We start from the raw sequence: 19,514 nt of genomic DNA on the forward strand, positions 1-19,514 counted from the left end.
GATCGCGCGCACCGCAAACGTCGACACCTCAGCCAGCAACTCGGGCAAACCCCGACCGTCGGCCACCAAACCCGCCAGCTCGTCAACCGCGCCCCGCAAGTCGGCGGCATCAGCACTGACCTGCAGCGCGCTCAATATCATCGGTAAACCACCCTCGTCCCCGGAGAACTCTGGACTGTCACGCGTTTTTCGGAATGCGGTTTTCGCGGTAGTTCATAGTCTACGCCGCGAGTTGTGAACTCAGGTGTTCGGTACGGACTTGGTGCGTTGGCCGCGTGCGGACTGAATTCTGCGTCGAGTGCAGAACAGTTCGATGTAGCGTGCAATATCCACCTTCACTTTCTTTCGTTTCGGATACAGCATGTGATGCACCCGCCAGTTTTTCAGGCTGGCGAAGGAGGATAAATCCGCCAGCGCGTCGTCGCAACAAACTGCGGTCCGCTCCTCAGGGAATGGCGCAACCCGAGACGCTCGAGCGCCGCATGGTATTCGGCTGACGCATATTGGCCGAGTTCAAGGCTGTGATTGCGAGCAGCAGTCGCCACCCATCGGTGACGAGCTCGTTGCGCATGTGCCCGGCCATCGCAGAGCCGATCACCTCCCTGCTGAAGCAGTCGATGACGGTAGCAACTCGGCGCGGATGCGCCGATACCCGTGGACACCTCCGAAGGGGTCGAACAGGGCCTTGACCGCGGCGGCCGGCTCCCCGCGCCGCCGCCGGGTGTCGCTGGGCGACCGGCCCGACCACTCACCGCCTTTTTAAAAGGCGTTTTCCATTTCCAGTTCCCGGGTGTGGCGTTCAAGTTCCCGTGATCCGGCACGCCCAGACAACTCCAACTGCGGCTCGCCGGCGGCGTACGCGGCGCGGTTCGACTCCACCACGAGCTTCGCAATATCGTCCCGAAACTCGGGCTTATATTGCGTGTATTTCCCAGAAAATTCATCCCAACTTTTTCGGATCGGACCTTATTTGGTCCGCAGTCCGGAAAGCGGGAGGCACACCGCTGCGCCCGGGCTGTCGATGGCGTCATTTCGGCGGGTCCCAGGTCCAGTTGCGGATTTCGGGGTGGTCTTGGCCGTGGGTGTCGATGTAGAGGGTGTGTTCGACGAGTTTGTCGGCCATGGTCTGTTTGAGGTAGTCGCCGGTCGCGCCGAGTTGCGGGAGGCGGTCGATGACGTCGGTGACGAGGTGGTAGCGGTCGAGTTTGTTCTGTACCCGCATGTCGAAGGGGGTGGTGATGGTGCCTTCTTCGTTGTAGCCGCGCACGTGCAGGTTGGGGTTGGTTCTGCGGTAGGTGAGCCGGTGAATCAGAGTTGGGTAGCCGTGGAAGGCGAAGATGATGTGTTTGTCGGCGGTGAACAGGGCGTCGTAGTCGCGGTCGCTCAGACCGTGCGGGTGTTCGCTGGCTGACTGCAACTTCATCAGGTCGACCACGTTGACCACGCGGAACTTCAACGCGGGCAGGTGTTCCCGCAAGATCTGCGCCGCGGCGAGCACCTCCAGGGTGGGGGTGTCCCCGCAGCAGCCCAGCACTACGTCGGGGTCGGCGCCGGAATCATTGCCGGCCCATTCCCAGATACCGATGCCTTGGGTGCAGTGCACTTCTGCCTGCTCCATGCTCAGCCATTGCGGCATCGCGCGTTTGCCGGCGACGATCACGTTGACGTAGTGGCGGCTGCGCAGGCAATGGTCGGCCACCGAGAGCAGGCAGTTGGCGTCCGGCGGTAGGTATACCCGCACGATGTCGGCTTTCTTGTTGATGACATGGTCGAGGAAGCCGGGGTCTTGGTGCGTGTAGCCATTGTGGTCTTGCTGCCACACGTGGGAGGCCAGCAGGTAGTTCAGTGATGCGATGTTGCGGCGCCACGGCAGTTGCGCGGTGACTTTGAGCCATTTGGCGTGCTGGTTGAACATCGAGTCGATGATGTGGATGAATGCCTCGTAGCAGTTGAACAGCCCGTGCCGGCCGGTCAGCAAATAGCCCGTGAGCCACCCTTGGCACTGGTGCTCGCTGAGCATCGAATCCAGCACTCTGCCCGAGCGGGCGAGGTATTCGTCGTCGGCAACGGTGCGGGCCTCCCATTGGCGGTCGGTGACCTCGAAGACCGCGTCGAGCATGTTCGACACGGTTTCATCGGGGCCCATGATCCGGAAGTTGCGCTGATTCTGGTTGAGGCTGACCACGTCGCGCAGGAAGCGACCCAGCACGCGGGTGTCCTCGGCCTCCACCGCACCGGGCGAAGCCACCGCCACCGCGTGGGTGCGAAAGTCGGGCATGTGCAGGTCACGCACCACCCCGCCGTTGGTGTGCGGGTTAGCGCCCATCCGCCGGTGCCCGCCGGGGGCCAGTGCCGCCAGGTCGGGTAGCAGCCGCCCGTTCTCATCGAACAACTCCGTGGGTTTGTAGCTGCGCATCCAGCTGTCGAGCAACTCGACGTGTCCAGGATGGTGCTCGTCGACGAGCAACGGCACTTGATGCGCCCGAAACGTGCCCTCGATCTGTAGGCCGTCCACGACCTTGGGTCCGGTCCAGCCTTTCGGGGAGCGCAGCACGATCATCGGCCACCGCGGGCGGGTGGCCTGGCCATCGGTGCGCGCCTTGCGCTGGATTCCGTGGATATCGGCGACGACGGTGTCGAGGACGGTAGCCATCAGTTCGTGCATGTCTTCGGGGACATCACCCTCGACGTAATGCGGGTCCCAGCCGCAGCCGCGCAGGAACTGGTCGAGCTCCTCGCGTTCGATGCGGGCCAGCACGGTGGGGTTGCTGATCTTGTAGCCGTTCAGATGCAGGATCGGCAGCACCGCCCCATCGCCAACCGGGTTGAGGAACTTGGTGGAATGCCAGGCAGTGGCCAGCGGGCCCGTCTCGGCCTCGCCGTCACCGATGACACACGCCACGATCAGATCCGGATTGTCGAACGCCGCGCCGAACGCGTGGCTCAGAGAGTAACCCAGTTCCCCGCCTTCGTGGATCGACCCCGGAGTCGTCGGCGCGACGTGGCTGGAAATGCCTCCGGGAAAGGAGAATTGGGTGAACAGCTTTTTCATCCCGGACTCGTCTTGACTCACGTCGGGATAGATCTCCGAATACGAGCCCTCGAGATAGGTGTTGGCGACCAGGGCCGGACCCCCGTGCCCGGGGCCGGCGATATAGAACATGTCCAGGTCGTAGGTGGTGATGACCCGGTTGAGGTGCACGTAGATGAAGTTCTGCCCCGGCGTGGTGCCCCAATGGCCCACCACCAGCGGTTTCACATCCGAGAGCGCCAGCGGCCGCCTCAGCAGCGGATTGTCGTACAGGTAGATCTGGCCCACCGACAGGTAGTTCGCCGCGCGCCAGTACGCGTCCATCCGATGGAGCAGTTCGGGTTCCAGTGTTGGGGTGTGCGTCATGGGGTGTCCCTTACTCGAAACGTCGCTCATCCTTTGTCGATTGAGCTGGTGGCTCGTCGGTGCCATGGCGCGGAGTCGGGTGAGCAGCCGGATGAGCTGACGCTGGTCCAGTGCAGTCCGGGCGCCGCGGCGATCATGGCCGGCTCTCCGTGGCGGAGGTGCCGTTGGCCACCGCCGCCGGGGTGGGGATCGGTGGCTGTGGCTCTGGCCGGACTGCTGCGCGGCTTTCCTGGGCCAGGAAGGTTCCGAGTTCGGCGATGGTCGACATCAACGGCGCCGGGAACACCACGGTGCTGTTTTTGTCGACGCCGAGTTCGACCAGGGTCTGCAGATTGCGTAATTGCAGCGCCAGCGGGTGGGCCATCATGGTGTCCGAGGCATCGCCCAAGGCGGCAGCGGCCAGCGATTCACCTTCGGCAGCAATGATTTTCGCGCGCTTCTCCCGCTCCGCCTCGGCTTGGCGGGCCATCGCCCGTTTCATACTGTCGGGCAGTTGGATGTCTTTGAGCTCCACCAAGGTGACCTTCACACCCCAATCGATGGTGATGACGTCAAGGATCGCGCGGATGTCGAGATTGATCTTGTCGGTCTCCGAGAGCGTCTCGTCCAGGCTGTGCTGGCCGACCACCTTGCGCAACGTCGTCTGGGCGATCTGATCGATCGCGGCATAGACATTCTCGATCGCCACCACCGACTTCACCGCGTCGACGACCTTGAAGTAGGCCACCGCCGACACGTCGACACTGACATTGTCGCGGGTGATGATCCCCTGAGACTGGATCGGCATGGTCACGACCCGCAACGAAATCCGTTGCAGCACATCGACGAACGGAATGATCAGCCGCAACCCGGGTTGACGTTCCCCGATCACCCGACCCAACCGGAACAGCACCCCGTCCTCGTATTGCTTGACGATCCGCACCGCCAACGCCAGCACCAGCAGCAACAGCACGACCAGAACAACGACGACGACACCCAACGCTTTCATCACCGCACACCTTCCGGTGAACCGTGCCGGCGGGTGCCCGCGACCACGTCCTGCGCAACCCTCGTTGTTGAGAGGTGAGGTACGGGAGCCGATCGAACGAAGAAACTCCGTAAAACAGTCATGGTGATCCCGACGTGCAAACGATCACCGAAGTGTAGGGGCCTCGGAGCCAACGCTCCTGAAGTTCTGCAGCGGACAGCCGAACTGATCCCGAACCAGCTGAAATTCTCAGCACTTCCCAGGCTACACCCGAGGCGACCAACCGGCCGAATCCCTTTTGCCGCGACCCTTTTACGGTAAGGCGTGCCAGCGTTGCTGGTGACCGACGGATCGGGCGCGAGATCGCGCTTCTCGGGCAGCCGTCCGGCGGCACGCGGTCCAGAACTGCTCGAGGCGGCATTCTCGGTCTGACAAATCATCTCGTGGCGATTGCGCCGCGGGTATGTCGCCGAGTTCCGTTGAGGTATGCGGGATCAGCTACGCGGCCCGCGCGGTCGAATCCGCTTTGCCCTCACGATCGGCCCCCGCATCACCACTCACCGCCTCCTTGACGGTTCCCTGCTCACGGCGCTGCACCACGCGAAGCCGTTCACCGTCGCGCGAGATCACCCGGTCAGCATCCCCAACCCGCACGCGGCCAGCGGCTGCGTGCTGTCAGCAGGAGCAGTCCTCTGGGCCCACCAGATCCTGGGTCCGGAATCAGCCGTCACGTGTGGAATGACCACATCCCACTAACCTGTGCCTGGCCGCGTCAGCGGCGGCGGACACCGGTTCCGGCCTGGCCGGTGTGGCGGGTGCTGTCCCGCCCGTAGGGACAGTCGGAATTGTCGTGGTAGACGGGGTCTGCGGAATTGGTGGCGGTGTGGAAAGCGGCGATCGTCGTCGTGGTATCCACACTGTGCGCAGCCGGGTAACCGGGCGCGCTGTCACCGTCTCAAGCTGCTCCCGCGTGGGTAGCGGCGTCCCGTCTGACCGGGTCGAGGATGCGGTAGGCGAGGAGTTTGACGCGGTCGGTGACGAGTGCCCAGACGATGGCGTAGCCCCAGACGAAGGCGACCCACTGCCAGCCGAGCGGCGTCATCAGTACCCCGAAGCCGGCGAGCAGCGTCGCGATGGTCTCGGCGCCGAGCACGGCCAGTACGAGGATCCGCTTGGGCCGGATGGACCAGAACGGCCCGCGGGTACGGGTGAGGAAGATCGTCAGCGACCCGGCGACCGACAGCATCAGATACATCAGTGTCCGCAGCTGGTCCCGGTCGAGTTTGAATTCGTGCCCGCCCAGGTAGAACAGTCCGAACGCGGCGACCGGCCCGATGACACCCAGGACGGTCGCTATCCCCAGGACCAGGCGCATGTTCCACGCCTCGGGGCTGTTCTTGTACTTCACGTTGTCGTAGGCGATGGACAAGATCGCGCCGTCGTTGAGCAGCGCGAGGACGACGATCATGATCGCCGTCACGGGAAAGAAGCCGAAGACCAGGATCGCGGCGGTCACGAACAGCAGCACCCGCAACGTCTCAGAGATGCGGTAGATCGCATAGCTGTTCATCCGCTGAACGATCCGGCGGCTTTCCTTGATCGCATCGATGATCACCGACAGGCCCGGGCTCAGCAGCACCATGGACGCCGCCGCGCGTGCCGCGTCGGTCGCCCCGGACACGGCGATGCCGCAATCAGCCTTCTTCAGCGCGGGGGCATCGTTCACCCCGTCACCGGTCATCCCGACGATATGGCCGTGCTTCTGCAGCACATCGACAATGCGGTACTTGTGCTCGGGGAACACCTGGGCGAAGCCGTCGGCCTGTGCGATCGCCGTCGCCTCGGCGGCCGTCACCTCCTCCTTGACGCCACCCAGCCCGGCGGCGTCAAGAATCCCGGCGCGCATCCCGAGTGCCTTGGCGGTCTCCCGGGCGATGGCGATGGCATCGCCGGTGACCATCTTGACCTTCACACCCATCTGTTCGGCAGTCGCGATGATCTCTTTGGCGTCGACGCGGGGCGGGTCGAACAGCGGCAGCACGCCCAGGAACCGCCACGGACCGTCGCCGTCGACGCGGGCGACCCCCAGCGACCGGAAGCCGCGCTGGGCGAACTCTTGAACAGCGGTGTCCACGGCTGCGTGCACGTCGGCCGCGTTGCCGGCCAGGGCGAGGATGACCTGCGGTGCGCCCTTGCTGACCTTGAACGACGGCTTGCCTGCGAGCTCGACGCTGGCCTCGGTGCGCTTGTGGACCGCGTCGAAGGGTTGGAAGTGGACCACGTGGTAGGCGTCGAGTGCCGCCGGGTCGGTCAGTCCGGCCAGGACGGCCAGGTCGATGGTGTCGTTGTCGTCGACGCGCGAGGCCAGCGCACCGGCGAGTACGACGTCGCCGGTGCTCACCCCGGGCACGGCGAACGGGTCGCCCAGAGTCAGCTTGTTCTGGGTCAGGGTCCCGGTCTTGTCCGAGCACAACACGTCCACGCCGGCGAGCTCCTCGATGGCGACCAGCCGGGTGACGATGGCCTGCTTCTTGGCAAGCAGGCGTGCGCCGACGGCCATGGTCACCGACAACACGGTCGGCATCGCCACCGGGATCGCCGCCACAGTGAGCACCAGGACGAACTGGACGGTACCCAGGATCGGATTGCCGCGCAGGGTCGACACGACGACGATCAGCACCACCATGGCCAACGCGAGCAGGATCAGGAACTTGCCGATCTGCAGCACCGCCTTTTGGAAGTGGCTGACGCTGTCGGCGGCTTGGACCAGTTCTGCGGTATGGCCAAAGTAGGTATTCGTGCCGGTGGCGTACACCAAGGCGCTGATCTCGCCCTGACGCATGATCGATCCGGAGAACACCTTGTCGCCCGGTCCGCGGCTGGCCGGCAGCGACTCCCCGGTCAGCGCGGACTCGTCCACCTCCACCGCGTCGCCGTCGAGCAGGCGGGCGTCGGCCGACACGATGTCGCCGAGCCGCAGCCGGATCACGTCGCCCGGCACGAGTTCGCGCGCCGGGAGGGTAACCCACGTGCTGTCGCGTAGTACCCGCGCGTTGACCGCCAGTTGGGCTCTGAGGGCGTCGATGGCTTTGCCCGCGGACCGTTCCTCCCAGAACCCGATGAACGCGTTAGCAGCGAGCAGCACGAAGATGATGATGAAATCCGGCCAGTGGCGCAGCACGCCCGACAAGATGACGGCAACCTCGATCATCCACGGTATCGGACCCCAGAAGTAACCGAGGAACTTCAGCAGCTGGTTGGTTTTCTTCTCCGCGATCTCGTTCGGCCCGTACTGAATCAGGCGTTTGCCGGCCTCGCCTGCACCGATCCCGTTAACCGAACTCGCGAGCTGCTTTTCCAGCTCGGGCATCGGCAGCGACTTCAGGTCCCCTTGCGGGTCGGCCTTGGTCGGCGCTGCGGAGTTCCGGGGTGGGGACTTCTCATCCTCGGTGGTCATGGTTGGCTCTCTTACCTGCTCGTTATCGTCTGGGTGTTTCGGAAGTCGCGAAGTCATCCAGCATCAACGCGTGGACCGGTCCCCGCCGACCGGTAACCGCGGCGAGCGACCCGATTGGTGGCCGCCCGGTCCCGCAATGCCCGTTGTTCCTACGGCTTTTCGGCCTCTTGGCCGCCCCAGACGCCGAAAGCAGGTAACTGGCACGGCGGGAACGGCCCGCCGCAGACAGGTCAGCGCAGCATCAGCGCCGGCCTGCACAGAAGCCTGGCTGGAGCGGGTCGTACACCGTGCGCAGCACATCCTCGGCCACACCAGCGGTTTCACATCCGAGAGCGCCAGTGGCCGCTTCAGCAGCGGATTGTCATACAGGTAGATCTGGCCGACCGACAGTGATTCGCCGCCCGCCAGTATGCGTTCATCTTGCCCAGCAGTTCAGGTTCCATGGTTCGGACGGTGGCTCGTCGGTGTCATGGCGCGGAGTCGGTGAGCAGCCGGATGAGCTGACGCTCGTCCAGTGCAGTCCAGGCGCCGCGGCCAGCGCGCCACTGATCAGGATCGTCCTCGAGGCCAAGGACCGCAGCGGCGCGGGTCGCGCGCTGATCGGGTGCGACAGCCGGCGTTCTCACCCGGGGGGATCGCATGTCGCGGTACATCATCCAGTAACCCCACCCGGTCAACGCCATGACGATCACCGCGGCGATCATGGCCGGCTCTCCGTGGCGGAGGTGCCGTTGGCCACCGCCGCCGGGATGGGGATCGGTGGCTGTGGCTCTGGCCGGACTGCTGCGCGGCTTTCCTGGGCCAGGAAGGTTCCGAGTTCGGCGATGGTCGACATCAACGGCGCCGGGAACACCACGGTGCTGTTTTTGTCGACGCCGAGTTCGACCAGGGTCTGCAGATTGCGTAATTGCAGCGCCAGCGGGTGGGCCATCATGGTGTCCGAGGCATCGCCCAAGGCGGCAGCGGCCAGCGATTCACCTTCGGCAGCAATGATTTTCGCGCGCTTCTCCCGCTCCGCCTCGGCTTGGCGGGCCATCGCCCGTTTCATACTGTCGGGCAGTTGGATGTCTTTGAGCTCCACCAAGGTGACCTTCACACCCCAATCGATGGTGATGACGTCAAGGATCGCGCGGATGTCGAGATTGATCTTGTCGGTCTCCGAGAGCGTCTCGTCCAGGCTGTGCTGGCCGACCACCTTGCGCAACGTCGTCTGGGCGATCTGATCGATCGCGGCATAGACATTCTCGATCGCCACCACCGACTTCACCGCGTCGACGCCCTTGAAGTAGGCCACCGCCGACACGTCGACACTGACATTGTCGCGGGTGATGATCCCCTGAGACTGGATCGGCATGGTCACGACCCGCAACGAAATCCGTTGCAGCACATCGACGAACGGAATGATCAGCCGCAACCCGGGTTGACGTTCCCCGATCACCCGACCCAACCGGAACAGCACCCCGTCCTCGTATTGCTTGACGATCCGCACCGCCAACGCCAGCACCAGCAGCAACAGCACGACCAGAACAACGACGACGACACCCAACGCTTTCATCACCGCACACCTTCCGGTGAACCGTGCCGGCGGGTGCCCGCGACCACGTCCTGCGCAACCCTCGTTGTTGAGAGGTGAGGTACGGGAGCCGATCGAACGAAGAAACTCCGTAAAACAGTCATGGTGATCCCGACGTGCAAACGATCACCGAAGTGTAGGGGCCTCGGAGCCAACGCTCCTGAAGTTCTGCAGCGGACAGCCGAACTGATCCCGAACCAGCTGAAATTCTCAGCACTTCCCAGGCTACACCCGAGGCGACCAACCGGCGGACCCGTTCGGGGCAGCGCGCTTTACGAGGCTGCCTGCAGTCAGGCGGGAACGCTTATCTGCGAGTCGCGGTGACGTAGAGGATCGAGGCAGGCGCAACGCCAAGGTCCTCGTCCTGCAGCGGAGGTAACCTGGCAGCGCCGAGCAAATCCGTCAGGGTCGTCCCAACCGTGTCCCACCCCTTGGCCTGTAGGTATTTGGGTACGTCGTGGTATTCGCCGGTGTAACTCAGATCCACGGGGTCGATATCTATGCCGTGCTCGCGCCAGTGATCGGCTTGGGCGGCCATCTGCTGTTGCGTCGCCGCGGACTGATCCGTCATCGTCCCGTAATCGCCGGCGAAGCGGCTGGCGGGAACGCTCAGTGCGGTGATGTTGTCCAGCAGCCGATCCTGAGCGTCAGGTGGCAAGAATCCGATCATCAGCCCCTCGGCGTTCCATGCCGTGGGCAGGGAAGCGTCGAAGCCGGCCGCCTGCAGAGCCGTCGGCCAGTCCTGGCGAAGATCGATGCTCACCGTCCGCAGGTCGGCCGTCGGGGCGGCACCTAATCTGGCCAGCGTCGAGGTCTTGAACTTGATCACTTCGGGCTGATCGACCTCGTACACCGTGGTCCCAGCCGGCCATGACAGGCGGTACGCGCGGGAATCCAACCCCGACGCAACGATCACGACCTGGCGTACGCCCGCTGCTGAAGCACTGTTGAAGAAGTCGTCGTAATACCTTGCTCGCGCGGCGAAAACGTCCGTCATCCGGCGAAACCAGGCATCATCGGCGACTTCGGCTAAATCCGCCTCACCCTCGGCCACCCTGGTGAAGAAGTCCAGGCCGACCGCACGCACCAACGGCTCGGCAAACGGGTCGTTGATCACCCCTCGCCGGGTAGCAGCCGCTCTGGCAGCCGCGACCATCGTGGCGGTGGATCCGACGCTGGTGGCCAGGTCCCACGTGTCATCGTCTGTGCGCGCCATGTCCACTCCTTCGACAAGTTGATGGGCCGACCCGTCTCGGACCGTCATCCACCGTACTGCGCTTGCTTGATCGACGTCGCCCCTCAGCAGACCGGTCTGATGGGCCAAGCGCGAAGGGTCAGTTCGGCATAGATCGACGAATTGGTGGGCTGTGTTGTGATGCCGTCAGCGACGGATGCCGGCGCAGATTCGGTTCCAATTGCCTGATGCGATCTTCCCTCGTTCGACGTCGCTCAGATCTGCTTCCTCCAGAAAGCGGCGCGCGCCGTTGTGGGAGGCGCACCGGTAGGGATAGTCGGTGGAGAAAAGGATGCGGTCAACTCCGATGACCTCGAGTGCCCACCGCAGATATCGCTGGCTGAAGATGCCACTGGGCGTGACCAGCACGTTGGTGCGGAAGTATTCGGAGATCGGACGTGCCCGTTTGGTGGCTGTGCTCAAGTCGTCGACCCTGTCCAGGTAAAACAGCACCATCTCGCCCCAATGACCGACTATCACTTCGAGATTTGGGAAGTGGTCGAAGACGCCGGCAAGGATCAAGCGCAGCAGCGCGACACCCACGTCGTAGTGCCAGCCGATACCGTAGGTGGCCAATCCGGCGTTGACCGTGTCGGCGAAGCCGCCGTAGTAGGCGGCCTGTACCGGCGGTGGCGGCACCTGTGGATGCAGGTAGAGCGGTGCGTTGAGGGCAGCCGCGGCCTCGAAGATCGGCCAGAAGTCGCGGTGTTCCAGACTGCGCCCACGGCTGCGGGGGAAGATCATCGCGCCGTTGAGGCCCAATGTGGTTACCGCGCGCTCCAACTCGCTGGCGGCTTTGATCGGATCGCTGGTAGCCAGCGTCGCGAAGCCCTGCAGGTGGTCGGGATGCGCGCGCACCGCGTCGGCTACGAGGTCGTTACAGGTCGTCTGCAACGTCACCGCGTCGTTGGGAGCCAGGTTTTGAACACCGGGGCTGGTCAGGGAGAGAACCTGCACGTCGAGCCCAGTGTCTTCCATTGCGGCAAGGCGCTCCTCGTCTAGCTCGGCGAGGCGGCGCACGATATCGTCTGCGGCGGATAGTCCCGCCGGGTTTTGCCAGTGCGCCTCGAGACCACGCCATGCGTGCAGCACGTCAGCGGTGACAAAATGCTCTTCCAGACCAATGGTTTTCACGATTGCGATCCCTTCCTTACCCTCCGATGATCACCTCTCCGAAGTCCGGTGTCGAGCAGCCGAGGTTTCAAGATCGTCCTTGCGGGTGACAACGATTTTGCCGATGCGGTCGTGTTTGACGCCCCCCGTCTTCGCTGCGCAAACGCGCGTACATGAAAGCGACTCGCTCCTAAGGGATTCCGGCTGCACCGGAGGTGTCACATTCCGGGTGCGGAGCGCCGGCCAGCGCGACGTGCGCCGGGTCGGTGGGCGGCCAGTACGACGTGGCGTCGCAGACACGGCACGTCCAACCCACCTGGCTTCCGCGACACGTGCACGGCCGGCCAGTACTTGACCGGGGCCACCGCCTGGGTATCCGGTTTATCCGCCGTTCGCTTCAGCGTCGATGACCTGCTTGGCGATCGTCGACAGGCGGGGTTCATTGCGTCCCGGTACGTCGATGTTGATGACCCGCCGGCCGGGCTCCCCCGCGATGCGTAACAACCCGTGAAACCTTGGCTGGATCCCCGCCGCGTCCAGTTTTGTCATCCAGGTCATCCATGGGTCGCGCCAGAGGAAACCGGTGGCGAGACGAGAGTTGATGACGCTCTGTTGGGTTGCCAGCCAGCCCACCTGCCGGTCGAGGACGTAGGCGGCCAGCCCGCGCGTGTTCGCGCCGTCGGCCTCCAACCGCAACGTCACTTCGACGGGACCGAGCGGCAGAGCGTTTACCGTGTCCGCGAAGGAGGAAGTTCCGGCGATGGTGCGTGTCCGGCTTCCCGCACGTCAACCACCCGGTAGTCGCCCCGGGCGTTCGGCTGCCACGATTTGGGCACAAGCCAATCCCAAATTGCCATACCAAGACCTTACTGGAGCCGTGGTGCCGGTGGTGGCAGTTCCGCCACGGACTCAATGCCATACCCCGGGAGTTAGAGCGGCGACTCTACTGCAGCAGGATAATGGCGACGCACATCAACAACATCAGAAGCGCGGGCAGAAACTTCGTCGGCGAGTCCTTGACCTTCGCGTGCATAGCCAGTGCCCCGACCATCAACACGGCAACGATCAGTGCCGGCGGCCGGATGAGTGCCGGAACCCAGATGCCTACGATCAGCAGCACCGCCGACCCGATCTTCAGGGCACCGACGGCGTAGAAGGACCACTCGGGAAGTCCGTAGGTGGCGAATTCTTCTTTGAGCGACTGCGCCGAACCGCCCCGGTATGCGGTCGATGCCCGCGCCCGCACCAGCCAGACGTTGAGCAACCCCAGTGCAACGATGATCTGGAGACTGGTGGAAACTGCCGCAGATGACAACATGGGGGTGCCTTTCGTTGCCGTATCGCTGTCACAGGATCGATCGTTGATCGGAACCACTACACCATGAACATGCTTTACCAGGCGTGCAAAGTTCTGTCGATCCTTTTGTTTCTGTATTACGGCTTGGCCGTGCTCGTCGCCAACGCCATGGTGGAGGAGTTTGCCCGCTTCGGGCTGGTCCGATTTCGGAAGCTCACCGGGATTCTCGAGTTGCTCGGATCGCTGGGTCTCATCCTCGGCTACTTCTTGCCGCAGTTCACCGTCGCCGCCGCGGGTGGCCTGACACTGATGATGGGCGTGGGAGTCGTTGTCCGCCTTCGCTGCGGGGATTCCCTGGCCGATGCTCTGCCTGCCATCGTCATGCTGCTGATCAATCTGTACATCGTCGTCTACGCGCTCGGTGTGGGGACTATCCCGGCACGGTAGCGGTGGCCGCCCGATCGGCACCGGCCAGCGCGGAGCAAGCCAGCCCCTGAGCGGTCCCCGCAAGCGAGAAGAACCGACCCCGTCTCGAACGAGCTTGACGGCCAACCTTCCGTACTGCCATTGTAAGTACATGACGGCGATGAAGGATGATCGCCTGCAGCTGCGAGTGGACGCCGCCGCCAAACGCCGACTGGAGGAAGCGGCATCCGAGGCGCATCTCAGCATCACGGCGTTCGTACTGCAGGCCGCCAACCGTGCCGCCGACGACATACTCGCCGAACGTCGGACCGTCCACCTCTCCCCCGACGCCGCGGCCGCCTTTACCGATGCACTCAACCGTCCAGCGCAGGTCAGTGAGCGGCTGGCGAAGGCGTTGCAGCGGCCCTCGAAGTTCAGCTGGCTGGACTGAGGGTGCGGTTCCGCCGGCCGGCGCTGCTCGACCCGGACAAACATCACCGCGACGAATTCACCTCAGGCGAACCAACATTAGATGAATGGCTGCGCCGCTATGCCGGCCAGAACCGCCGCGGCAACACCGCCGCGGCATGGGTGATCGCCGATGCCAACCACAACGTCGTCTGCTATGCCACTTTGTCGATGACAGCCATCGATCGGTCCGCCAGCCCCAAACGTGTGGGCAAGGGCGCCCCACAACAGATTCCAGCGCTTCTGATCGGCCGACTGGCTACCGAGATTCACGTGGCCGAGCTTGGCGTTGGCACCGAGATGGTCGAGCACATCTTGGCTACCGCCGCCGAGCTGAACATCAAGGCTGCCTGCCGGGCCGTGGTCATCACTGCGCTGAACGCTGATGCGTCCCGCTGGTGGCAGCGGTTCGGGTTCGAACCGTTTAACGCGCACGATGCGGCCAACGTGGACCTCTATCTGTTGACCAAAGATATCGCCGAAACCCTGGCCAACCTGTAAGACTCCACCCATGGACAGCCAGGTTGAGCTGCATCTTCGCCAACTGATCTTCGACAGGCTCGCCGACATCGTCGCCGAGAACGGCGTCATCACCAGGTCCGAACTCGAACAACTTCAGGTCGGAGACCAACAATGGCGGATAATTGACCGCAACCGCGGTATCCGAAACCCGAAAGAACTCCTGGCCACGCTGTCGGTGATCTCCAATCCCAGTGGGCCGTACGCAGATACGCACGTGGGCGATTCCCTCTACGCGTACGACTACCGGGCAGGCAGCACCGACGGCGACAATCGAAAACTGCGGCGTGCCTTCGAACTCGGCCTGCCGATCATCTTGCTGCGCACCATTCGCCCAGGCACCTTCGTGCCGATTTTCCCGGTCTATGTCGTCGCCGACGATTCCGCCAATCGACAATTCATACTTGCTCTCGACGAGAGCCTTCGCTTCGTCTCCAACCCGCTTCAGCTCAAACCAGCCGAACGCGAATACGCCGAACGAATCGTCAGACAACGCCTCCATCAACCCGAATTCCGTGGCCGCGTGCTCCTCGCCTACCAAACGCAGTGCACCGTCTGCAGCCTCCGGCACGGCAGGCTCCTCGATGCTGCCCACATCATCGGCGACACCAAGCAGCACGGCCTTCCGATCGTCGAGAATGGCCTGAGCCTCTGCAAAATCCACCACGCCGCATTCGACGCAAATCTGCTCGGCATCTCACCGGATTACGTCGTCCACATCAACCGTGCCCTCATGGATGAAATCGACGGGCCGATGCTCCGGTACGGCCTTCAAGAGATGGACGGCCGACTCCTAACCTTGCCTGCGCGAGCATCTGACCAGCCGGCGGCTGATCGACTCGCCGAACGATTCGACGAGTTCCGCGCCGCAGGATGAGCGAGCGCGTCGATCCCTCGCCTACTTGACCAGCGGCCATGTCGGACGCCATTTGCGCCCGTTTCAGTGAACAGGAGCAAGGCGTACTCTCGGAACGCGTGAAACGATCGTATTGCTCGTTCCAAACGAAAGGAGGTCACGGTGCAGCCGTTGGAAGAATCCCCAGGCGTTATCCTGCCGTCCGACGAACAAGCTGAGGTGATCGACTTCATCGAACGTCTTCGCAGCAAGGGCCGCGGTACAGCCATGCCGACCGCACGCCTTGTCGACGCCGACGGATCGGGTGTGCCGATTCCCGACTCGATGTTCACGATCCTCATCCAGGTCGCCGAGGCGTTGAAGGCCGGCCTTGCGGTAACGATCGCACCCCACCACCTCACGCTGTCGACGCAAGAGGCAGCCGATCTGCTCCGCATCTCCCGGACCACCTTGGTCCGGCTGCTGGAAACGGGGGCTATCCCGTTCGACAAGCCGAGCCGACACCGGAAGGTCCGACTGCAGGACCTGATCGAGTACCGCCAGCGTCAGCGGAAGGCGGCCGCACAAGCGCTGGACGACATGGTTGCCGATGCTGAACGCCTTGACCTGTACGACGCCGATCCCGCAGCGGTGTCGGCTGCGTTGCGGGCCGCGCGGGGCAAAACCGGCTGAGAATGTTTTCGGCGTTCCTCGACACGTGCGTCCTGGTTCCAAGCCTGTCGCGAGATGTCCTTCTTGAGGTCGCCGAACAGTCGGTCTACCGACCGTTGTGGAGTTCGGAGGTTCTTGACGAGCTGGAGCGGACCGTCCGCCGACTCACCGCCGAACGAGGCGTAGCGCCTGACGTGGTCGACTCGTACGTCGGGAGATTGCTGGCCCAGATGAACCGGGCCTTCCCCGACGCACTGGTCGACGGGTGGCAGCCGCTCGTCGAAGCGATCAGCCTGCCCGACGCGACGGATCGCCACGTCGTGGCGGCTGCGCTATCGGGGCGTGCAGACGTAATCGTGACCGAAGATCAGAGGATTTCCCGCCCGAGGAGCTGCCAGTGTCGATGTTTTCGCAAACCGCAGATACATTTCTGCTCGATTCGCTCGACCTGCACCCCAGCGCCGTCCTGGCGGCGGTGCGTGCAGTCGCCACGAGGACTGGACGAAATGGGCCACCGCGGAGCGCGACCGAGATCGCCACGCTGTTGCGGGACCGGCAGTGCCCGGGATTCGGCGCGGCATTGCTCCTGGCACTTAGCTGATCGGGTGCAACATCTCGGCTGCGGGCGCCGGCGAGCTGCCGTCGAGGCACTTGTGGTCCCAAAATGGGACCGCGCTCCGGGTCGTCTGACCTACCGCTCAAGACATCACAGCAGATCAGAGCCCATCTTCCCTAGTCGGGCTGACAGGATTTGAACCTGCGACCATTTGACCCCCAGGAAGTTGCGGTAGCGCGTTTTCCCGGGTCACCGGAGGTTTCGTGGTCGGGGCGGTGGTGTGTGGCGTTCACGGACGTGCAGGTCGTTCGGCATCGTGCATGACGTGTGGTCCCTGGGTGGTCCCCAGCGCTGGCCGCAACCCTCGCTAGCTTCGTACGTACATTCACCGTACAATGAAGCGATCGGCAATCGCGAGCAGGGATGACTGAGGAAAGAAGGAGGTGTCGCTGTGGCAGTCAAAACGAAGCGGATCGAGCTCCGCGCGGAGCAAGCGACCTTGGACCGCATCCAGCGTGCCGCCAACCTTGTCCACGAGCAGACGTCGGAATTCGTGCGCAAAGCTGCGATGCAACGCGCCGAAGACATCTTGCGTCAGGAGCTGGTGACGGCAATGGAGCCCGAACAGTTCGACAAACTGATGTGCTCTCTCGATGCTGCTGACGACGCGCCGCGGCTGGCGGCGGCCGCACGCAAACCACCGGTCTTCACAAGGCGTTGAATAATGTTCGAGTCCGCGCGACTCACTGATGCCCACACGTTGGAAGGATTCGACTGCGGTAAGGAGTCGCTGAACTCCTGGCTCATCGCCCATGCCCGTCGCGCGGACAGCAGCGGAGTCGCGCACGTCTACGTGTGGACCCCGCTCGGCGAACAGAAAGTCATCGCCTATTTCGCCATCTGTCCCACCGAAGTGGTACGCAACGACGACGGCCTGTCGGGATCGATGGCCGGCGGCTATTCCCGCATACCCGGATACTTGATCGCCCGCCTAGCGATCGACACATCGCTGCGGGGTCAGGGATATGGCGAGCAGCTGCTGCTCGACGCACTCAGCAAAGCCGTCGCCGCATCCGAAATCGGCGGCGGCCGACTCGTCGTCGTTGATGCCATTGACGACGAAGCACGATCCTTCTACGAGCACTACCACTTCGTTCCCGTCAGGAACCGCGAGCGTCGTCTGGTCATGAAGGTGTCCACAGCGGCGAAAGCGCTCGGGCAGCGCTGGAGTGAGTAGGGTAAGTGCGGCGGAAGTACGCCAACAAGAATGGCGGTCCCGGATTGCGATGTCCCTACAGGTGGGGTCGACGCAGCCAGTGCTCCTCACTCGCTGGCCCAGCGAGTGAGGTCGCTCAGAGCCCCTTCGCTTGGAGCGCCTTCATCAGCGAGGGGCGCCTGCCGTAATCTTGCCGGACCTCGGCGATGTACGACGCGAAATCAGCACTGCGACCGCCTCTTTCATACAGCTTGGCCATCGTTGCCAGCGTCGCAGCAATGCCCGGGTAGATCCTGGTGTTGGGACGCTGCAAGTCGTTGTCGAGCTGCGGCCGGTACAGATCTGCAGCGGCTATCGGCCGAGCCTCGGCGCCTTGCGTAGCGAGTTCCTGCCATGCCCATCCGGGACCGTAGCGGTCGGCGGCCTCCCAGGGGCGTCCACGTCTCCCTCGCTCAGCGAGAGCTGGACCAGGACCGACCCCGCGCCGGGGCCACCAGCCAATTCTCGCGCGTGGTCGAGCGCCCAGGCGCGTTCGGTATCGGCGCGATCGATCGTGGCGGCAAAGTCCAGCAGTGACCGATAGGCGTGGACCGCAGGCTGCCGGACGAAATCAGCACGCAGAACGGCGATCGCATCGTCGATGCGGCCGATTTCCTGGTACGTGTCGGCGACGGCGGACGGGCTCAGCCAATAGCCATTACCGCCGCCTTGACTGCTTGCTCGTCCTTCGGCAACCGCCCGATCGATCCAATGCACTATCTCGTCGTCACGTCCGCTTCCCGCAAGCGGGCGATGATCGACCCGTACTGCGGGTGCTCCCGGTCGTTCAGCAGGTCGACAGCCCGATCGACATCGCCGTCGTGATCGGCGAGCTCCAGCAACATGGCATTGACTTCAAACCGGCTCCAGTGGTCGCGACCTCCGTGCTGGCGGTCCAAGTCCGCGACCGCCGCGCGGTAAATCGCGAGCGCATGTTCGTCGAACGCGTCGACGAAATCCGCGAGCACCAGTGTCGGCCACCCCGGCGAGGTCGCTCGGAAACTCGCCAGCCACTCCGCGAGTTCGGCTGGGTCTGGCGAACCCAGTCGACATGCCTGCGCGAATAGGTCGGCGGCCCGCTCGCATTCAGCGCCAATCGCACCTGACGAGTCGTCCGCCTGCTCGGTGATCGTGCGCAGCAGGGGCAATGCGCAAAGCAGAGCTGGCCGCACGATTTCGGCTGCCCCTGCATTCAGGTGATTCCCGAGTTCGTCGAGTACTTGACTGGCTGCTTCCGCGACCGCGTAGGACTCGCGATAGTCGACGAATCCGCGGAATTCCAGGGCGTTGCGCACATAGGCTTCGAACTCGGCCTTGGCGGTCGTGTCATCACCGGATGCGGCCGTGGCGCGAACCTCCAGCATGCGGCGCACTTCGCCGTCGCGGTGGGCGAGGGTCATGACGAGTTCGCGAAGCTCGTCGACGTCCATCGCCTGCACGGTCGCTTCCAGCGCCGATTCCTCCCGAGTGGCGTCGTCGACGGCGCCGCTGTCGATCACGGCGAGTCCGACCGCGACCAGGTGCTTGCAGAAGTGACCATCGCCGGCGTGCGGGCACGTGCAGAAACCATCAGGTTGCGGACCGGACATAGTCTTCGCCTCGCGCGTAGCTCCGGTCACCAGCCACCTCGAGCAGCAACCTCTCCGACAACGGCATACCGACATGGTGCCCGATTGACTCGGCGACAGCTCTGACCCTGATTTTTCAGCCTGATGTGGGTGATGGCTGTGTCGTGACACGGAAATGCCCTTCGTGCAAGGGAAAAT

Annotated in this window: 21 protein-coding genes and 2 pseudogenes; 9 read left to right on the forward strand and 14 right to left on the reverse strand. The window is 63.7% G+C overall.

The genetic code is table 11. The annotated features are described in order from the left end of the window. Window positions 1-1,027: 1,027 nt before the first annotated feature. From FPZ47_RS20200 to FPZ47_RS20240, 11 genes and pseudogenes are all read right to left on the reverse strand, one after another. Window positions 1,028-3,397: a phosphoketolase family protein gene (locus tag FPZ47_RS20200; protein ID WP_144954398.1), complete on the reverse strand. Its 2,370-nt coding sequence runs from the start codon at window positions 3,395-3,397 to the stop codon at window positions 1,028-1,030. Window positions 3,398-3,530: 133 nt separating this feature from the next. Then, entirely contained in the window at window positions 3,531-4,385 is an 855-nt protein-coding gene (locus FPZ47_RS20205; RefSeq protein ID WP_144954401.1) for a slipin family protein, read from the reverse strand. A 477-nt stretch (window positions 4,386-4,862) separates the two neighbouring features. Then, window positions 4,863-4,994 (reverse strand): hypothetical protein, encoded by a 132-nt coding sequence (locus FPZ47_RS30260; RefSeq protein WP_281291878.1) that lies wholly within the window; start codon window positions 4,992-4,994, stop codon window positions 4,863-4,865. A 325-nt stretch (window positions 4,995-5,319) separates the two neighbouring features. Next, window positions 5,320-7,821, reverse strand: coding sequence for a plasma-membrane proton-efflux P-type ATPase (locus FPZ47_RS20210; RefSeq protein WP_144954404.1), 2,502 nt, complete (start codon window positions 7,819-7,821; stop codon window positions 5,320-5,322). Window positions 7,822-8,136: 315 nt separating this feature from the next. After that, window positions 8,137-8,264 (reverse strand): annotated as a pseudogene (locus tag FPZ47_RS30895) (phosphoketolase family protein); the annotation flags it as partial. Between the two features lie 24 nt (window positions 8,265-8,288). After that, complete coding sequence (locus FPZ47_RS20215; protein WP_144954407.1) at window positions 8,289-8,525, reverse strand: hypothetical protein; 237 nt, start codon at window positions 8,523-8,525, stop codon at window positions 8,289-8,291. Beyond that, entirely contained in the window at window positions 8,522-9,376 is an 855-nt protein-coding gene (locus FPZ47_RS20220) for a slipin family protein (protein ID WP_145039564.1), read from the reverse strand. The genes FPZ47_RS20215 and FPZ47_RS20220 overlap by 4 nt, the downstream gene beginning before the upstream one ends. A 322-nt stretch (window positions 9,377-9,698) precedes the next feature. Then, on the reverse strand, window positions 9,699-10,610 hold the full coding sequence (locus tag FPZ47_RS20225; protein ID WP_144954412.1) for a class I SAM-dependent methyltransferase: 912 nt from the start codon (window positions 10,608-10,610) through the stop codon (window positions 9,699-9,701). 165 nt (window positions 10,611-10,775) lie between these two features. After that, window positions 10,776-11,762: an amidohydrolase family protein gene (locus FPZ47_RS20230; protein ID WP_144954415.1), complete on the reverse strand. Its 987-nt coding sequence runs from the start codon at window positions 11,760-11,762 to the stop codon at window positions 10,776-10,778. Between the two features lie 360 nt (window positions 11,763-12,122). Further along, on the reverse strand, window positions 12,123-12,431 hold the full coding sequence (locus FPZ47_RS20235; RefSeq protein ID WP_144954418.1) for a hypothetical protein: 309 nt from the start codon (window positions 12,429-12,431) through the stop codon (window positions 12,123-12,125). A 253-nt stretch (window positions 12,432-12,684) separates the two neighbouring features. Further along, window positions 12,685-13,116 carry a DoxX family protein gene (locus FPZ47_RS20240; RefSeq protein ID WP_210419952.1) on the reverse strand — a complete coding sequence of 144 codons (432 nt, stop codon included), beginning with the start codon at window positions 13,114-13,116 and terminating at the stop codon, window positions 12,685-12,687. A gap of 6 nt (window positions 13,117-13,122) precedes the next feature. Here FPZ47_RS20240 and FPZ47_RS20245 point away from each other — a divergent pair, with 6 nt between their 5' ends. The 9 genes and pseudogenes from FPZ47_RS20245 (at window position 13,123) to FPZ47_RS20280 (ending at window position 17,730) form a co-directional block, all read left to right on the forward strand. Next, window positions 13,123-13,485, forward strand: a complete 363-nt coding sequence (locus FPZ47_RS20245) for a DoxX family protein (RefSeq protein ID WP_144954421.1) — start codon at window positions 13,123-13,125, stop codon at window positions 13,483-13,485. A gap of 130 nt (window positions 13,486-13,615) precedes the next feature. Next, window positions 13,616-13,894 carry a type II toxin-antitoxin system TacA family antitoxin gene (locus FPZ47_RS20250; RefSeq protein ID WP_246133502.1) on the forward strand — a complete coding sequence of 93 codons (279 nt, stop codon included), beginning with the start codon at window positions 13,616-13,618 and terminating at the stop codon, window positions 13,892-13,894. A gap of 2 nt (window positions 13,895-13,896) precedes the next feature. Next, entirely contained in the window at window positions 13,897-14,412 is a 516-nt protein-coding gene (locus FPZ47_RS20255) for a GNAT family N-acetyltransferase (protein ID WP_144954423.1), read from the forward strand. Window positions 14,413-14,422: 10 nt separating this feature from the next. Then, window positions 14,423-15,307, forward strand: a complete 885-nt coding sequence (locus FPZ47_RS20260; RefSeq protein WP_144954425.1) for an HNH endonuclease — start codon at window positions 14,423-14,425, stop codon at window positions 15,305-15,307. A 141-nt stretch (window positions 15,308-15,448) separates the two neighbouring features. Continuing rightward, window positions 15,449-15,958, forward strand: coding sequence for a helix-turn-helix domain-containing protein (locus FPZ47_RS20265; protein ID WP_246133503.1), 510 nt, complete (start codon window positions 15,449-15,451; stop codon window positions 15,956-15,958). Between the two features lie 2 nt (window positions 15,959-15,960). Continuing rightward, window positions 15,961-16,299: pseudogene (locus FPZ47_RS30900) on the forward strand (PIN domain-containing protein); the annotation flags it as partial. A 41-nt stretch (window positions 16,300-16,340) separates the two neighbouring features. Beyond that, the gene (locus tag FPZ47_RS30905; RefSeq protein ID WP_484213799.1) at window positions 16,341-16,538 is read left to right on the forward strand and encodes a VapC50 family PIN domain-containing toxin; all 198 of its coding nucleotides are present in this window, start codon (window positions 16,341-16,343) and stop codon (window positions 16,536-16,538) included. A gap of 406 nt (window positions 16,539-16,944) precedes the next feature. Then, window positions 16,945-17,214, forward strand: a complete 270-nt coding sequence (locus FPZ47_RS20275) for a type II toxin-antitoxin system TacA family antitoxin (RefSeq protein WP_144954431.1) — start codon at window positions 16,945-16,947, stop codon at window positions 17,212-17,214. 3 nt (window positions 17,215-17,217) lie between these two features. After that, a complete protein-coding gene (locus FPZ47_RS20280; protein ID WP_144954433.1) occupies window positions 17,218-17,730 on the forward strand; it encodes a GNAT family N-acetyltransferase in 513 nt (170 codons plus the stop codon). 115 nt (window positions 17,731-17,845) lie between these two features. On the opposite strand, the gene FPZ47_RS30265 is transcribed toward FPZ47_RS20280, so the two are convergent. From FPZ47_RS30265 to FPZ47_RS20290, 3 genes are all read right to left on the reverse strand, one after another. Then, entirely contained in the window at window positions 17,846-17,968 is a 123-nt protein-coding gene (locus FPZ47_RS30265; RefSeq protein ID WP_281291879.1) for a hypothetical protein, read from the reverse strand. Window positions 17,969-18,060: 92 nt separating this feature from the next. Continuing rightward, entirely contained in the window at window positions 18,061-18,465 is a 405-nt protein-coding gene (locus tag FPZ47_RS20285) for a hypothetical protein (protein ID WP_144954436.1), read from the reverse strand. Next, window positions 18,465-19,337: a hypothetical protein gene (locus FPZ47_RS20290; RefSeq protein WP_144954438.1), complete on the reverse strand. Its 873-nt coding sequence runs from the start codon at window positions 19,335-19,337 to the stop codon at window positions 18,465-18,467. Before FPZ47_RS20290 ends, FPZ47_RS20285 begins: the two co-directional genes overlap by 1 nt. Between the last annotated feature and the right edge of the window lie 177 nt (window positions 19,338-19,514).

Origin of the sequence: Mycobacterium helveticum (assembly GCF_007714205.1) — a bacterium.
GTDB classification, from domain to species: Bacteria; Actinomycetota; Actinomycetes; order Mycobacteriales; family Mycobacteriaceae; genus Mycobacterium; species Mycobacterium helveticum.

Coding starts and splice junctions, on each gene's coding strand:
- FPZ47_RS20200 (WP_144954398.1), bottom strand. CDS start 3,397: ATGACGCACACCCCAACACTGGAACCCGAACTGCTCCATCGGATGGAC.
- FPZ47_RS20205 (WP_144954401.1), bottom strand. CDS start 4,385: ATGAAAGCGTTGGGTGTCGTCGTCGTTGTTCTGGTCGTGCTGTTGCTG.
- FPZ47_RS20210 (WP_144954404.1), bottom strand. CDS start 7,821: ATGACCACCGAGGATGAGAAGTCCCCACCCCGGAACTCCGCAGCGCCG.
- FPZ47_RS20215 (WP_144954407.1), bottom strand. CDS start 8,525: ATGATCGCCGCGGTGATCGTCATGGCGTTGACCGGGTGGGGTTACTGG.
- FPZ47_RS20220 (WP_145039564.1), bottom strand. CDS start 9,376: ATGAAAGCGTTGGGTGTCGTCGTCGTTGTTCTGGTCGTGCTGTTGCTG.
- FPZ47_RS20225 (WP_144954412.1), bottom strand. CDS start 10,610: ATGGCGCGCACAGACGATGACACGTGGGACCTGGCCACCAGCGTCGGA.
- FPZ47_RS20245 (WP_144954421.1), top strand. CDS start 13,123: ATGAACATGCTTTACCAGGCGTGCAAAGTTCTGTCGATCCTTTTGTTT.
- FPZ47_RS20250 (WP_246133502.1), top strand. CDS start 13,616: ATGACGGCGATGAAGGATGATCGCCTGCAGCTGCGAGTGGACGCCGCC.
- FPZ47_RS20260 (WP_144954425.1), top strand. CDS start 14,423: ATGGACAGCCAGGTTGAGCTGCATCTTCGCCAACTGATCTTCGACAGG.
- FPZ47_RS30905 (WP_484213799.1), top strand. CDS start 16,341: ATGTTTTCGCAAACCGCAGATACATTTCTGCTCGATTCGCTCGACCTG.
- FPZ47_RS20280 (WP_144954433.1), top strand. CDS start 17,218: ATGTTCGAGTCCGCGCGACTCACTGATGCCCACACGTTGGAAGGATTC.
- FPZ47_RS30265 (WP_281291879.1), bottom strand. CDS start 17,968: ATGGCCAAGCTGTATGAAAGAGGCGGTCGCAGTGCTGATTTCGCGTCG.
- FPZ47_RS20290 (WP_144954438.1), bottom strand. CDS start 19,337: ATGTCCGGTCCGCAACCTGATGGTTTCTGCACGTGCCCGCACGCCGGC.